This window comes from Microbacterium sp. NPDC055442 (assembly GCF_053644215.1).
The window spans coordinates 41,672-56,089 of sequence record NZ_JBSHLF010000007.1; the positions used below are offsets into that span (position 1 = coordinate 41,672).

Below are 14,418 nucleotides of genomic sequence, written 5' to 3' on the forward strand. Positions count from 1 at the left end.
TCCACTTCTGACGTTATCTCCAGTGACGCCGCAAGCCAGCGGCGGCAGAAACGGAGGAATCGTGCCCAGCAGTAACTACCCCAAGACGTCCGAGGCGCTCAGCCGTCTCACCCCGATCCAGTACCGCGTGACCCAGGAGGACGGCACCGAGCCGTCGTTCTGCAACGAGTACTGGAGCAACCACGAGCCCGGCATCTACGTCGACGTGGTCTCGGGCCAGCCCCTGTTCTCATCCACCGACAAGTACGAGAGCGGCACCGGATGGCCGAGCTTCACCCGACCGATCCAGTCGGACGCCGTCCACACCAAGACCGACCGGAAGCTCTGGATGGAGCGCACAGAGGTCCGATCCACAGGAGCCGACAGCCATCTCGGGCACGTCTTCGACGACGGACCTGCCGATGCCGGGGGATTGCGCTACTGCATGAACTCGGCCGCACTCCGTTTCATCCCCGCAGCGGAGCTCGAGGCACAGGGATACGGCGAGTACCGCTCCCTGTTCGACACCACCGACACCACAGAGGAGAACGCATCATGACCAGTGGCATCCACGACGCCGGCCAGATCACCCGCACACCCGGCACCGAGACGGCGGTTCTCGCCGGCGGCTGCTTCTGGGGCATGGAGGACCTGGTCCGCCGCCAGCCAGGCGTGCTGCAGACACGAGTCGGCTACACCGGCGGTCGCAACAGCCACGCCACCTACCATCGTCATCCCGGTCACGCAGAGGCGCTGGAGGTAGTCTTCGACCCCGCCAAGACCACCTACCGTGATCTCCTGGCATTCTTCTTCCAGATCCACGACCCGACCACCGTCAACCGCCAGGGCAACGACATCGGCTCCAGCTACCGCTCAGCGATCTTCCCCGTCACCCCGGAGCAGGAGAAGATCGCCCGCGACACCATCGCAGACGTGGACGCCTCCGGCCTGTGGCCGGGCAGCGTCGCGACCACAATCGAGCCGGCAGGCCCGTTCTGGGAGGCAGAGCCTGAGCACCAGGACTACCTGGAGCGGTATCCGAACGGCTACACGTGTCACTTCCCTCGTGCAGGTTGGGTGCTTCCGCCTCGCGCGGCGCATGCGGCGATCTGATCAAAGGAGGAGGGTGTGCTCACCAGGGTGAACACACCCTCCCGGTCGATAGGGAAGCAGTTAGTGAGCTCCGCCGTCGTCGGCCCAGACCTGCAGCTCGTTCATCACAAGCTCGTCGAGCATGGGCGTCTCGTATCGCCCTTCGGCGGTGTAGGACCCATTCCGGAAGCTGAGCCCAGCAACAAGATGGTCTTCAACGATCCATCGAACGTCATAGCAGGCCCGGTAGCTCGGAGGCCAGAAGGAGCAGAAACGCCCCGTCGCGTCGAGGTACCATTCGCCGCGAGTGGACCGCCCATACTCGACATACACAGTGCCGCCGGCGGGGTCGAACGTCTGTGTCGCCCCGTCTGCGTATCGGAGAGGTCCTCTTGTCACCGCGTAAGCAATGTCTTCGGCGAGGACGACGTCGCCATGCTTCATGATCGGCTTCTCCCAGCGTACGGAGCCTCGGCCCTCGTCTTCGTGCTAGACGCGGTCTCCATCAAACAACGGCCTCCTCGATGAGCTCGTAGATGTTCGCGCGCCGGAGGTCGGCGGCGTGAAAGACGAGACCGTCGCCGCGCTCGGGCGGTTCCACGGCGACATGCCGCACGCAAGTCGCGGCGAGATCTCGCTCTTGTCCCGTCATGACAACGAGCCCGATCACCGTGGTGTCGGACCCGACCGCGTTGGTCGCTGCCACTCTGATGTCGCGGGTGACGTGCCGTGCGATGCGGTCCACACGTCGCCGTGAGGCGCCGTCAGCACCCTCGAACACCATCACCACCGTCCGCGGCTGCACAGCGTGCACCGCGCCAGTGACCTCCCGGCGTATGCGCGCCACTTCTGCTCTCCTTGAGCGGAAACCGAGCATTCCTCTGATCCGATATGCGGCCAGCACCATCCGCAGGTCCTCGACCGTGGGCATATCGGAGGCCAGCGGGACGAGATCCAGAACGGCCGCGTCGTCGCCAATACGGACTGGCGAACGTATGTCAGACATCGCGCCAACTGATCGGGGGCATGCCGCACAGGCTTGCGTGCCCATCTACGTCCATCGTTGAGGCTCCCGTCGAGATAGTTGCGCCTTCGTGTGCCACTGCCCCTCGGCGACGGGCGAGGAGGACCGCCCGTCACCAATTCGCTTCGCGCCGCGGCGGCTAGGCGTGAACGTGACCCGGCTCGTGCTGGTGGTTGTCGAGCTCGGCACGGACCTGCTCCATGTCCAGCCCTCGCACCTGAGCGATGAGGTCCTCCAACGCCGGCTTCGGCAGTGCGCCAGCCTGGATGAACACCCTGATCGAGTCGCGGTAGACCGCCACGGTAGGCAATGCACGGATGCCGATCTCCGACGACAGCTGAGCCGCAGCCTCTGTATCGACCTTGCCGAACACAATGTCCGGGTGCTCTTCGGAGGCGGCCTCATACACCGGGGCAAACGCTCGGCACGCACCACACCAGGTCGCCCAGAAGTCGAGGATCACGATCCCATCGCGGCCCGTGACCTCCTGAAAGTTCTCGTCTGTTACCTCTATCGTCGCCATCTCTGGTCCTCTCGTGAACAACCTTATTGGACTTCGTGGTCCTGTTACATAGTCCTCGGTCGCGCGGGACTGCGCAAGGTCGCGGCTACCTGTTGGCGGCGTAGCGATAACCGTCAGCAGCGGGGCGGAGATGCGAGTCGACACGTCGCTACACGCGATCGCCGGATTTTCCGTCCAAGATCAGGCTTGTCGGGCTCGCGAGGCGAGCCTCGGTAGCGGTCGGCTTTCGGGCGCCGCGAAGGTTCCCGGCGTCGTCAACGTCGCCACCCGCGTACGGCTGACTACGTGCTGCTGTCGGACCCGATCGTTGTGACGGTCATTCACCACCGGGGGGGTATCACCGGATGAGTGTGCTCTTGCTCCAGAGGATCGACTTCCATCTCGGTGGCGTCCGACACGGCCTCGACGCCGGCACCCGAGCGACGACTCTCGTTGAGTGCCTGGACGATGCGAGCAAGCGCTGGTTCAGAAAGCGTGCCGGTATGGCTGAAGACTCGTGCGCCGTCTCGGTACCCCAGTAGGGCCGGGACGGCGGCCACGCGTGCGACGTGCGCAGCCTGGAGCTCGCTGGTGATGTCGACGCGTGCGTGCAGGACGTGTGACTGTTCGACGGATGACCTCTCGTAGATCGCACCGAAGGCACGGCAGGGAGAGCACCAGCTCGCCCAGAAGTCGACGACGACGAGTTCGGTCGTCGCAACCACGCTTACGAAACTCTGATCAGTCAAAGCAACCACGGTCATGGGTCAATGCTCCTGTCAATTTCGACGCGGCGGTCTTGGAGGGGCAACGGAATGGCGGCGACCCCGGTGGCTGCGGGGCGACCCCCGCATCGTGTCTCGGTCAAGTCCCGTGGTGTGGTGTCACTCCGGTTGTTCCCTGTGGTGGGTGGAGGGTCAGGCGGTGAGGTAGCGCTCGGGGCGGGGCTGCTCGGTGTGATCGTGCAGGGTATGGACGAGTTTGCGCATGGAGATGTCGGAGAAGTAGCGGCGTTCGCCGTAGGACCATTCCTCGTGCTGTTCTTGGAGGACGGCCCCGATGAGGCGGGTGACGGAGTCGCGGTCAGGGAAGATCTGGACGACGTCGGCGCGGCGTTTGATCTCGCGGTTGAGGCGCTCGATGGGGTTGTTCGACCACACCTTCTGCCAGTGCTCGCGGGGCAGCGGTGCGAACGCGGTGAGGTCGGGTTCGGCGGCCTCGAGCATGGTCGCGATCTCCGGGAATGAGCCGCGGAGGCTGTCGGTGACGGCCTGGTATTGCGCGGTGACGGCTTCGGTCGTGGTTTGCGCGAAGATCGTGGAGATCAGTGCGTTGACGGGCTTGGAGCGGGCCGAGCCGATCTTCTGGGTGACGTTGCGAGCGAAATGGACCCGGCATCTTTGCCACCCGGATCCGGGCAGGATCGCTTTGACCGCGGCTTTCAGGCCGGCGTGCGCGTCGCTGGTGACCAGGGTCACCCCGAGCGGGTCGGCGTCGGTGGCGACCTTGAGTCCCCGGTCGCGGAGGGAGCGGAGGAACTCGGTCCAGAAGTCGGTGGTCTCCGCGTCCCCGAGCGCCATCCCGAGGATCTCCCTCCTGCCGTCGCCGGAGACTCCGGTGGCCACGACGAGGGCTTGGGAGACGACCCGGCCGCGGTGGCGGACGTCGAGGTAGGTGGCGTCGAGGAACAGGTAAGGGAACCAGGTGTGATCGATCCGGCGGTGCAGGAACTCCTGCACCGCCTCGTCGATCTCCCCGCAGATCCGCGACACGGTCGACCTCGAGATGCCGGTGTCGTTGCCGAGCGCACGGACCAGCTGGTCGACCTTCCTGGTCGAGACTCCGTCGATCCAGGCCTGGCAGATGACCGCGTAGAGGGCTTTGTCGACCCGGCGACGCGGGTGCAGCAACGACGGGAAGAACGACCCCTCCCGCAGCTTCGGGATCTGAAGGTCCACCTCCCCGGCCGGGGTCGCGAGCGTCTTCGGGCGCACTCCGTTGCGGCGGGTCGTCCGCTCAGGAGACCGCTCGTGCGGGGCCGCGCCGATCTTCACGGTCGCTTCCGCGTTGATCAGGTCTTGCAGGCCGGCCTGCAGCATCCGGCGGAACACGTCCGAGTGGGCGAGGTCGGGGTCGGCGAGGACTTCGCCGATCAGGGTCGTCAAGGCAGACTGGTTCTGGGTCATCGTGGGATCCACTTCTTTGCTTCTTGGCGGAAACAACTGGGTATCCCACGGTGGCCCGTCATCGTCTACGACGACGAGGACCCCGCGGGAAGTGACACCACGCTATGGGACTCACCCCGACAAAGTACGATCGCGGAATGCCCGGCCTCGTTGCTCCGATGACCTTGCCGCCCGGCGAGCCGGCTGCCGGCCCTTGGCGGGCGATTCGAGAAGAGGACCTCGTCCGGGTGCTGTTCAATGCGGGCAGCGTTTCGCCCCGCAAGCCCTTAATCGTGGCGGTAGACGGTCGCGGTGCATCCGGGAAGACAACTCTCGCCGAACGGTTGGCTCGACAGGTGGATCGCTCAGCCATCGTCCATACCGATGACATCGCTTGGAATGAACCCTTCTTCACGTGGGGCCATCTCCTCGGCGATCACATCCTGAGTCCGTTGCGCCGCGGTGAGAGCGTGATGTTCTCACCGCCCGCCTGGGCTAAGCATGGGAGGGACGGGGCCATCGAGGTTCGCGCTGGTTTGGATCTCGTGATCATCGAGGGCGTTGGGGCCAGCCAGCGCGAATTGAGCGACCTCGTTGATGCCACCGTCTGGGTACAGTCCGACTTCGCTGCAGCGGAAACACGAGGTATTGCCCGAGACATTGCTCAGGGCGTGAATGGAAGCGCCGAAGAGACCGTCGCTTTCTGGCACGAATGGATGGATGAGGAACTGCTGTTCTTATCGGAGCAGAGGCCGTGGGAACGGGCATGCATAGTTGTCGCGGGGACCCCCACGATCCCGCTCGAGCGAGATCGGCTGGCCGTGGCGAGCGGACCCTTGTAAATCTCCAAGCCCGCGTCATCTCAGGTAGGACGCTCTGATCAGTGGGCGCCCGACATCGTGCGGAGATCCGCTACTGAGGTGCCCTCAGCGAGACCATCGTCGACAATTCTGTGGACCCATCCTTCTACGGTCGTCCCCCTGGGCGCGTGCGGAATTTCGGCTTAGGGCGCGAGCAAGTACGCGACGGGTTCGGAAACGGCCACGATAGCGGTCACCACGATGCCCATGACAGCCAAAGTCGTCCAGCGCGCGGAGGTGGACGCCGCCAGGCCGACCACGATCGTTCCCACGCTCAGCGCGAGGAGGGCGGAGCATGTCGCGATGAACGCCGCGATCGCCCACAGGTTCTCTGTGTCGCTCGTGATCTGCTGCGAGACGAGCCCCGCAAGGAAGTACGAACCGAGGTAGGCGAAGAACAGTCCGCTCGCGGCCATGCACAGACCGGACGTGATCCAGACGGCGACAGCCTGGAGGTGTCGGCGCAGGTATGGAACGAGGAAGACAAGCTGACCGAGAAGTGCGAGCACCGTCCCGAGGAGACGGATATCGGTGAACGAAGTCAGGGAGGCCACCACCAGTGATGTCATGGTGACGATGACGTAAAGCACGGTTACCGCCGCCACCGTTCTCGTCGATCGCGGTTCAGCGGTGGCCAGTAGAGGTTCCGTGCTGGTCATCGGCTGCCTGCCTGTCGTTGATCCCAGATGCTGTGTGTCGTCGTCTTCAGCATCAATGGGAATCTCTGCACCCGCAAGCGGATCCGCTTGCGGGCGCTCGCCCTAGGGGGAAGTGGACATCTTCGCGCAACGATGACGCTGCAGCTCGTGGACATTTCTCGAGTCGAAAGCCCGCTGTGACGTGCGCGCGGTGGACAAGTCGCACCGGTTCCTACAAAGATTGAGATGTCCGAGACAGGACTGGCTCCACGTCCGATGGGGCGCACCAGCAGGCGGCGATCACGCCGTCCGCGAGTAAGGAGAGATCATCGTGCCGACGTGTGGGAAACTCAGGTCATGACCATGGCCGACCCGTACACCCCGGAGAAGTCGAAGGCGCTCTTCGGCAACAGCCACATGTCCACGGTCATGCTCGAAATCGCCTCGCTCGACGACGACACCTTCTCGCCCAAGCAGATCGTGGAGCGCACCGGCTTGCTGGGCAGTGTCGTTCACCCACTGATCCACCGCCTCACCGACGCCGGACAGATCGAATACCTCGGCCGTGGGCCAGACGGCAAGGCGAAGCTCTACCGCATACGCCGCACCCACATCTGGGATGCAATGAAGAAATACGCAGACGGCGTCGACGACGAAGTCGGCCAACTCGCCAGCTGAGAGTTGTCTGCGGGCACCTACGTGGTAGACCGATAAGCCGAACGTGGGGAAGCAGGAGAAGCTTCACCGGAAGGGTGCCGTGAGCCGTCGCTTCAGTTGCCGAGGTCAGCGTGGTAGTGGCCCAGGAGCAGCCGGGTGAGCTGTTCACCCCGTACCGCGACGGCCGTGAGGTCCTCCGTGGTCATTGCGGCGAAGTTGGTGGGGTATCGCTCGACACGCTCACGCGGGATCAGATCATGGAGTGGCACCGGGAGCTTGTGATCGCGCATCCCGAGGTATGCGTGCACGAATCCATCAATCTGGCCGGCCGCGGCTGCGTCGTGGATGCGGCCGCGGCTCGCATCTTGGGTCTTGCCGTACGTGATATCGAAGCTCTGCGACAGCCGGCCGGGGAGGAAGCGTGCAGCGCGGCGGTGGGCGCGCCCTCGGCCGGCATCAGCCGCGATCAGGAAATCGAGCTCGTAAGTGTGGCTTGTGTGAGCAGTGGATCGATTGGGCAGCAAGGGACTCAGTCCAAGGTTGTCGTATACGCCGCCGTCGGTCATGACCACCGTCTCATGCGTTCGATGACCATCGCGGTTCTCGAATTCATACTCCCTGGTCATCGCGGGCAGGAGTATCGGGAACGCAGCCGAAGCCGCCACCGCCTCTGCGACGGTGACCGGATCCAGGATCTTTCCGTACGCGGAGCAGGAACTCACCCTGCTACCGAATCTCACGGCGTTGCCGGTAGTCATATCCGTCGCGGAGAAAATCACGCTGCGATCCGGGTGCGTAACGTCGGCCACGTCGCGGCTGCCGAACGCTCGTGAGGCAAGTGCAGCGACGAGGGCATCGGTACGCGAGTACCCGCGGCGCTGACCCGGGACTGTGGCGCGAAGTGCGCTGCTCGCGCTCTTCACCATCGCGGTGGGCGCGAATGCGCGTCGGGCGAGCTCGGCCTGCAGCCCGCAGCGAAGGAGTTGGACTACCGAGTCGTCGAACTCAGCGAACTCGGCCGGCCCGTACGCCCACATGGCCGTGAGTAGGCTTCCGCCGCTAATTCCGGATACGACAGACACGTGCTGGAGAAGGTCGCGATCCTGCAGTGCCCGGAGACAGCCAAGTCCGAAGGCTGTAGCGCGAAACCCGCCTCCCGAAAGGGCTAAGCCAATACGCGGAGTGGTCATCCGTCCGCCTCGATCGCGCCCGCCGTCGGGTAGGCGAATCCTCCCGGGAACCAGTGGGTGCTGCCGATCGTCATGTAAAACGGTGAGCTTGCAGGTGTCCGGGTGCGTCCTTCATCCCGTCGGACAACGCGCGCATATAGGTGGGGTGGGGTCCCATCGCGTAACCAGGTCGACCAGGCGTGTGACGGTCCGCCGAGGATCAGCATCAGCGCCCGCCGCCCAGCACCCTGAGGCGCGACGATCTGCGACATTCCCGCATCGTCAATGTCGCTCGGTCTGGCGGGGCCGTGCGGGTGCGTGTGCCACATGCCCACGAAGCCAACCCGGTCACCGGTGTTACGCAAGCTTGCCTCCACGATCTGCTGAGTGCCCTCGACGCCGTGATCGAAATAGATCGAGGAGAGGTGGCTGTCCGGGGACGGGCCCGTGGCGGCGTCCACGTGCACAGTTCCCGTCGCATCGTCGATCATGCCCAGGAGCATCCCGCCCGTCTCGACCTTTGCCCCTCGGATGCGCGCACCCCGACGGGCTTCGCTCCGGATCTCAGCCAGTGCACGCGAACTCACCTGGACCTCATACTCACCGGAATGATCCGCCATCGTCACGTCGTTCGGCCACGTCAATGGCCGCGGCACGTGGCCGGCCGCGGGCGGGGTGAGGTGAATCGCCACCGCCGTCATCGGTGCTGCCTCACGATCAGTCAGCACACGAAGAGCCGACCACAACAGTTGGGAAGCGAGAGCCACTGTCTGGGTGGAGGACCCCGTGAACGTGGGTGCAGAACAACCCGGCTCGGGGAAGAACATGTCCGTCCGCGGGGTGGCTGGGAAGAAATCTTCAGCGATCTCAGCCCATCCGAGGGGCGGGTTGGTGGCGATGTCGATCGCAGTTCGTCGCAGGACATCGTGTGTTGCCCCGGTTGCTCCCGTCAAGGACACGGTGACGACGCCGCGCTCCGCGGTGTGTCCGAACACGGCACCGACAGTGGGCGGCCACTGATCTCTGCGCGAAGAGCGGGCATCCTCGAGGGCGGTCCGCACGCCCACGTCCGCCGTCGCATCGATGACGAGGTCGTATCCCAGGACGGCGTCGGGTTCGCTCAGGATTCCCGTGACGATGTGGGATCGGGAGGCCGTCACGATCAAGTCTTCGCGGACACGGGACAACCGAGCTGCCAGACGCTCCGCCTTGTTGTAACCGATGTCATCATCGTCGTAAGGCTGGCGCACGAGGATCCCCGGGCCGACATTCCCTTTGTCGATCACGTGAAGAGCCGCCACGCCTGCGCGAACGCATTGCTCTGCGATCGGTGCGCCGAGCGCCCCGGCGCCGAGCAGCAGCACACGCTTTCCGGCCAGCCATGTCGACGCTGATCCCGTGTCACGGCGTCGTGTCACCTCGGCGCGCGCCTCATGGACGATCATCCATTGAACCTTCGCGAAACCCAACCAGGCCTCGGCCAGCTCGCGAACGTCCGTGGCGAGCTGCTCGTTCTCCGGTCGGATCATCTGCAAGAGATCGGTGATCTTGGAGCCGAGGTCATCGAGGTGCCAGCACGTCACGTGCGCAAGCGGCTTCCCAGGGTCGAGGCGCCGCGCAGGTGTAGCCAGAAGCATCATCGCTGGCACTGCACTGCCACCGCTTACCGAGTGCCCGAGCACCTTGTTGATCGTCGATGCCCGAACGAGAGCCGAGAGAAGCATGTCCCGCGGAACCCCGTACCCATCCAGCGCGTCGGCGAGGGCAGCGGCAGTTGCCGGGTACTCCATATCGAGTGTGTCGCTGATCACTATCGAGGGCGCCACGAAGAGCGCGCGACCCTGATCGTCATGGCTCGCGACACCGTCCTCGAGAACGCGCTCATAGGTCTGAAGCGGAGTGAGCCACTCGAGCACATCAACGCGAGACCCGCGTTGCACACACCACGCGTAGACCAGCCTGACCCCGTCACCGCCGAGATCGCGCCACGGCACCAGATCTCCCAGATCCGGGCGCAGCACAATCCACCCGTTCTTATAGGAGCCGTACGCGATAGGTGGGTGCAGCGGCTGACCCGCTGGATCGAGCTCTCCCGCAGCTGCGCGCTGCACCCACGACATCAGGCGGGAAATCAAACCCCGCATGCCATCTGCTGGATTCCACTCAACGGACGGCGCCGCATAGAGACACAACACCGAACCCCACTGCACGTGCGGTGTGCCCGCCCACCGCCGGTGTCGAACCATCACTGACGGGTACGCGTGAGGGTATGACGGCTCGACCAGGATCTCGAATCGTTCCCTGCGCCGCACTGAGATACCGGAGCCAGCGGTAACGACACCGGCCGTGTCCAAGGAGATGCTGTAGGTGGAGATCGTCTCGTCCGCCGTCGATCCGAGAAGCTGGATAGCGCCGCCACTCATGTCGGCGAGATCCGCGAGCTGGCGGGCGGCGAGTTCGCTCAACGACCGAACCCGATGGGGTTCTCCGGTGCGCTCTGCCCACCACGATCAGCGGCGATCGCGTCCTGAACCCGATCCACGCCCGAGAACTCAGAGGCCACCGCTGTCGCAGGAAGTGCGTGCGCCAAGCTCACCGCGGCAGCAGTGACGGCGGCAAACCGGCGGCCGACGGAGGACATCGACAACTCCAGCGCCGCTTCCTGCGCCGACTTCTCAAGCAGCTCGCCGCGGATCACGCGCGCACCGTACGCGTCGACGCCGAACACCACCGGACTGGGTGCCAGTTCATCAACCCACGACATGGTGCAAATCAGCTCATCAGCTATCTCGGCGTACCGATCCGCCGCCATAAGGTGCGGCGGGTTGTGGCCGTCCACGTCCACGTCAGGAAACACCGCGCTACTGGCCACAATCGAGGCACCCAGCCGGGCGTTGCGCTCGAAAGCGTCAAGGATGTCCTGCTGCAAGACCTCCGCGCCGTCCACATCCTTCTTGTACATCACCCGCTTCGAGCAGTGATGCGGCGCAAGCAACAGATCCCACTCGAGATACTGCTCGCGATCCTTCGCCTCGCTGTACTTGAAGATCTTCATGATCGTGTCGTGCGCCAGATCTCCGAAGAGCAGAACCTTGCCGTCAACACCCGACTCGTCGGTGAGGGTCACCTGCATCGACAACGATGTCTCGTTCCGGGCAGCCGCAGCATCCTCCTTGAAGGGTGCATGGATGAACGCCTCGAAAACACCGGCACGATCATGACCGTCCAGCACTGTCAGCGACGTCCCCGGATACGCCAAGTACTCCTTCGGGAGATCGTCGTACGCATGGGAGCTGTGATCGGTGTCGTATCCAACTACTCGGATCCGATCGCCACTCCCTGGAGCCCCACCGACGCTCACCGCTGCACGCGTGACCTCAATACGACGCTCCGACTCTTCACGAAACGCGATCGCGTCCGCGCACAGCTCCGGTGCCTCCGGATCGTTGTATTCACGCCACAGGCGCGGCGTCGACCACAGCTCACCAATACGGACCTTCGCCAGCAGATCCGCAAAACCCAGGCAATGGTCCTTATCGGCATGCGTCAACACGAAGGTGGCAAGATACGGCTCCCCATCAACGATCGGGAGGGCATCAACGAGGCGATCAACAACCGCGACTTCTGGGTTCTCATCGCTGTCCGCCTTCGCAAGGTCATGAAGATCGACCTGCATCACCACGCCATCATCAACGACGACTGTCGTACTATCTCCGGTGCCAACCGGCCAGAACACCGCGCCTCTCGCGGGAAGCCCCTCTGAATACATCACGCACCTTCCTGTCGACCAAAACCGGTGCGCGCCAATCCGCCACACTTCGGGTGTGCACTGCTCAAGGTAGCTACGACCACCGACACCAACACTGGGAAACGCAAGCGGATCATTGAGCCACCCAGCGCCAATCCGGCTCCCAGCGCCGCCCCACATTCGACGTCACCACGGCAAGCACCGGCGAATGGCACAAGGAGCGGATCCCGGGTACCTGGCACGAATGCCAACTGCATGCCATCTCGTCGTGGAAAGTGCCATCTTCACGCGGAACCTACAGTTTCTTCTTCAGCAATGTCAGTGGTCCGCGCTAAAGTGTAACTGTCAGAGATACAAACAAAGGAGCATGATATGAGCGGAACGATGCGACTGGCAGTGAAGGTCTCGCCCGATGCGCGCACGGAGCGCGTGGACCTGGGGGCGAACGCCTATCCGGTGATCTCGGAGGCGGTCCAGGGGGACATCGAGCCCGTCACCTTAGCTGAGGATTTCGAGTTCTACGCCAACGAGAACGGCTGGGCCGAGTTCTCGCCGCTCGAGCGCAACCCCCTCGCGGAGGCAGTCCAACTCGGCTGCCTCGGTGCCGCCAACCCGATCGTGGGTCCGGTGATCTTCACGGGGGGTATCGACGAGGCGGGCGAGACTCGTGGGCTGTCCGAGACTCGAGCCGCGCTGGTGGAGCAGCTGGCGATGATGCTGCGCGGGGAGGCCTGAGATGGGTGCGGACATGCTGTTGGCGATCGCCGCCTCTCCCCGAATGACCAGCAGGGGTTCCGATGCGTCGGTCGACGTGCTGTGCACCCGCGTGGAGGAGCGAGCGGCAGCGGCGGCCTCGGAAGGGGATCTGGAAACAGAGCTCTACCCGGAGCTGTTCGAGGACAGATCCGGCAGGGCGGCCGATCTGGCTGCTGACGCGCTCACAAGCTGGATCAGGAACGGAGGGCTCGAGTCCCGAGACGTGGCACATGTTCGGATCGGCGGCCGTGAGTACATCGCCACAGGAGGACTCTCATGGGGCGACTCCCCCACCGATGCATTCAGCTACGTGAGCCTGCTCGACGATATCCACGCCTTCGACGAGCCGCTGCCCTGACACCACGCGCGCCGCTTACTCCTGGTCGAGGGGTCAGCGGTCGCGGTGCACGACCTCGATGGTCTCCACCTCGATGTCGGGAACGGTCTGGGCCGCATGGCTCACCGTCGCGCACAGAGCGGTGATGGTGACGCGATCACCCTTGCTGACGGCAGCACGGATCATCTCAGCGCGAGGCCCAGTCGCGTGGACGTTATACGGGCCGTGCTCACCGTCTATGCGGAAGCTCACCCGAGCTACTCGTCCGGGAAGGCTGCGGGTCAGCATGAGGGGTGATCGGACGATGCCTGTTGCGATGACCGCAGTCTTCGGCGACGAGGCGATCTTGGTGGTGTGCATGACTTTGCTCCAGATCTAGCTGTAGATGGGCGCGTCGAACGTGACGCGATGGAAGATGTGGTCGGCGTCGTCAGCGCAGCCGGCGCCGAGATCGTCGATCATGACGGCTGCACAGCAGAGCTGTCCCTCCGCATAGGCCGCGGCGAGCGCGTCGAGGATTCCTTGGAAGGTGACGGTCGTAGTGACCTCTCCTTCGGGCTCGTCGACGTCGGTGTAGTGAGTGATGGAGACGGTCGCCGCGTCGAGATCGGACTCGGTGGCAACTAGCCAGGATGAGCTTGGACCGCGAAGAAGGTCACAGAGGTCGACCACCTGAGACGGCGGGATCTCTCTGGTGATCGTGAGTGTCAGCGCCATAGTTGCTTTCCCCTTGTTAGTATCTTGGTTCGTTACTAACGGTACTCTCCTAGGGTGATGTGTCAAGGTGGCGATTGTGAGCTCGCGTCTTGCGAGATAGCGTCATTCCGCATCAGCAGCAGACGCCTCGACAGGGTGAGCGAGCAGTTGCGGCTTGGCGGGCCGAGAGAAGAAGCCGAAGGACTCGTCATCGTCACCACGCTCGACGGTCGCTGTAAACGCCACGCGGTGGCCGCGGGCGGGTCGACCATCGAACTCAAGCCCACGCGGCACGCTGCCCCATACTTTCCAGCCCGGACCTGTGACGAGCATCTTGAGCGAGCCGCCGTAGGCGTTCTCCACCCACTTCGTAGCGGTGATCTCCCCTTCGAGGCGCACACGACCGGTGGGAACGGGGCGCTTGGCAGCCTCCTGCTTACGCAACTCGGCGATGACAGCTTCAGCTTCGAGGCCCCAGACATCGAAGTCGAGCTCTTCGATGCCGGCAGTCTCGGCAGCATCCAAGAGATCCCCCGCCCTGCGGCGCAGCGGATCGCCCTCGCGCAGTTCACCGTACGCGTGGGTGAGCGCGCCGTGGGCGGATGCGTTCTCCTCCATGAAGCGCGCTTGCGCGGAGACAATTCGCGCAAGCGCGTCTCGGGCTTCGTCAGCGAGGCGTGCGCGGCGACGTGCGGTGGATCGGGCAGACGAGATGAGGAATGAACGCGTGCCGGCTCCCCCACAGGCGAAGCATCCGGTCGTGACGTCACCGACGCTCGAGGTGTAGAAGGTGAT

Annotated in this window: 18 protein-coding genes; 6 read left to right on the top strand and 12 right to left on the bottom strand. The window is 64.2% G+C overall.

The genetic code is table 11. The features are described 5' to 3' along the window. The first annotated feature begins 61 nt into the window (after window positions 1-61). Window positions 62-538: a peptide-methionine (R)-S-oxide reductase MsrB gene (gene msrB, locus ACWIBS_RS14490; protein WP_251393508.1), complete on the top strand. Its 477-nt coding sequence runs from the start codon at window positions 62-64 to the stop codon at window positions 536-538. After that, window positions 535-1,092 carry a peptide-methionine (S)-S-oxide reductase MsrA gene (msrA, locus tag ACWIBS_RS14495; RefSeq protein WP_101966235.1) on the top strand — a complete coding sequence of 186 codons (558 nt, stop codon included), beginning with the start codon at window positions 535-537 and terminating at the stop codon, window positions 1,090-1,092. The genes msrB and msrA overlap by 4 nt, the downstream gene beginning before the upstream one ends. A 60-nt stretch (window positions 1,093-1,152) precedes the next feature. On the opposite strand, the gene ACWIBS_RS14500 is transcribed toward msrA, so the two are convergent. The 5 genes from ACWIBS_RS14500 to ACWIBS_RS14520 form a co-directional block, all read right to left on the bottom strand. Beyond that, window positions 1,153-1,515 (bottom strand): hypothetical protein, encoded by a 363-nt coding sequence (locus ACWIBS_RS14500; protein WP_180951267.1) that lies wholly within the window; start codon window positions 1,513-1,515, stop codon window positions 1,153-1,155. A gap of 61 nt (window positions 1,516-1,576) precedes the next feature. Beyond that, window positions 1,577-2,077, bottom strand: a complete 501-nt coding sequence (locus ACWIBS_RS14505) for a hypothetical protein (RefSeq protein ID WP_144820275.1) — start codon at window positions 2,075-2,077, stop codon at window positions 1,577-1,579. Between the two features lie 157 nt (window positions 2,078-2,234). Next, window positions 2,235-2,618, bottom strand: coding sequence for a thioredoxin family protein (locus ACWIBS_RS14510; protein WP_101966233.1), 384 nt, complete (start codon window positions 2,616-2,618; stop codon window positions 2,235-2,237). A gap of 320 nt (window positions 2,619-2,938) precedes the next feature. After that, window positions 2,939-3,361 carry a thioredoxin family protein gene (locus tag ACWIBS_RS14515; RefSeq protein WP_101966232.1) on the bottom strand — a complete coding sequence of 141 codons (423 nt, stop codon included), beginning with the start codon at window positions 3,359-3,361 and terminating at the stop codon, window positions 2,939-2,941. 153 nt (window positions 3,362-3,514) lie between these two features. After that, a complete protein-coding gene (locus ACWIBS_RS14520; protein ID WP_242089912.1) occupies window positions 3,515-4,783 on the bottom strand; it encodes an IS256 family transposase in 1,269 nt (422 codons plus the stop codon). Window positions 4,784-4,920: 137 nt separating this feature from the next. Here ACWIBS_RS14520 and ACWIBS_RS14525 point away from each other — a divergent pair, with 137 nt between their 5' ends. Beyond that, window positions 4,921-5,604 (top strand): uridine kinase family protein, encoded by a 684-nt coding sequence (locus ACWIBS_RS14525; RefSeq protein ID WP_279071142.1) that lies wholly within the window; start codon window positions 4,921-4,923, stop codon window positions 5,602-5,604. 161 nt (window positions 5,605-5,765) lie between these two features. Here the strand turns inward: ACWIBS_RS14525 and ACWIBS_RS14530 are convergent, their stop codons facing one another. Beyond that, the gene (locus ACWIBS_RS14530) at window positions 5,766-6,281 is read right to left on the bottom strand and encodes a hypothetical protein (RefSeq protein WP_279071139.1); all 516 of its coding nucleotides are present in this window, start codon (window positions 6,279-6,281) and stop codon (window positions 5,766-5,768) included. Window positions 6,282-6,617: 336 nt separating this feature from the next. Between ACWIBS_RS14530 and ACWIBS_RS14535 the strand changes: the two genes are divergently transcribed. Then, window positions 6,618-6,938, top strand: a complete 321-nt coding sequence (locus ACWIBS_RS14535; protein WP_282837531.1) for a hypothetical protein — start codon at window positions 6,618-6,620, stop codon at window positions 6,936-6,938. A 92-nt stretch (window positions 6,939-7,030) separates the two neighbouring features. Here the strand turns inward: ACWIBS_RS14535 and ACWIBS_RS14540 are convergent, their stop codons facing one another. From ACWIBS_RS14540 to ACWIBS_RS14550, 3 genes are read right to left on the bottom strand one after another with little or no spacing between them, the layout of a single operon-like run. Next, on the bottom strand, window positions 7,031-8,107 hold the full coding sequence (locus ACWIBS_RS14540) for a patatin-like phospholipase family protein (protein ID WP_282837532.1): 1,077 nt from the start codon (window positions 8,105-8,107) through the stop codon (window positions 7,031-7,033). Further along, a complete protein-coding gene (locus ACWIBS_RS14545) occupies window positions 8,104-10,551 on the bottom strand; it encodes a ThiF family adenylyltransferase (protein ID WP_282837533.1) in 2,448 nt (815 codons plus the stop codon). Before ACWIBS_RS14545 ends, ACWIBS_RS14540 begins: the two co-directional genes overlap by 4 nt. Beyond that, on the bottom strand, window positions 10,548-11,765 hold the full coding sequence (locus ACWIBS_RS14550) for a ComEC/Rec2 family competence protein (protein WP_282837534.1): 1,218 nt from the start codon (window positions 11,763-11,765) through the stop codon (window positions 10,548-10,550). The genes ACWIBS_RS14545 and ACWIBS_RS14550 overlap by 4 nt, the downstream gene beginning before the upstream one ends. Before the next feature lie 441 nt (window positions 11,766-12,206). On the opposite strand from ACWIBS_RS14550, the gene ACWIBS_RS14555 reads away from it, so the two are divergent. Both ACWIBS_RS14555 and ACWIBS_RS14560 read left to right on the top strand, forming a co-directional pair. Continuing rightward, a complete protein-coding gene (locus ACWIBS_RS14555; protein WP_376127398.1) occupies window positions 12,207-12,569 on the top strand; it encodes a DUF3846 domain-containing protein in 363 nt (120 codons plus the stop codon). Window positions 12,570-12,582: 13 nt separating this feature from the next. Next, entirely contained in the window at window positions 12,583-12,948 is a 366-nt protein-coding gene (locus ACWIBS_RS14560) for a hypothetical protein (protein WP_376127397.1), read from the top strand. A gap of 33 nt (window positions 12,949-12,981) precedes the next feature. Here ACWIBS_RS14560 and ACWIBS_RS14565 read toward each other — a convergent pair whose 3' ends face one another. The 3 genes from ACWIBS_RS14565 to ACWIBS_RS14575 form a co-directional block, all read right to left on the bottom strand. Then, window positions 12,982-13,287, bottom strand: coding sequence for a hypothetical protein (locus ACWIBS_RS14565; RefSeq protein ID WP_376127395.1), 306 nt, complete (start codon window positions 13,285-13,287; stop codon window positions 12,982-12,984). Window positions 13,288-13,302: 15 nt separating this feature from the next. Then, complete coding sequence (locus ACWIBS_RS14570; protein WP_376127393.1) at window positions 13,303-13,644, bottom strand: hypothetical protein; 342 nt, start codon at window positions 13,642-13,644, stop codon at window positions 13,303-13,305. Window positions 13,645-13,746: 102 nt separating this feature from the next. Beyond that, window positions 13,747-14,241 carry a hypothetical protein gene (locus ACWIBS_RS14575; RefSeq protein ID WP_376127391.1) on the bottom strand — a complete coding sequence of 165 codons (495 nt, stop codon included), beginning with the start codon at window positions 14,239-14,241 and terminating at the stop codon, window positions 13,747-13,749. Between the last annotated feature and the right edge of the window lie 177 nt (window positions 14,242-14,418).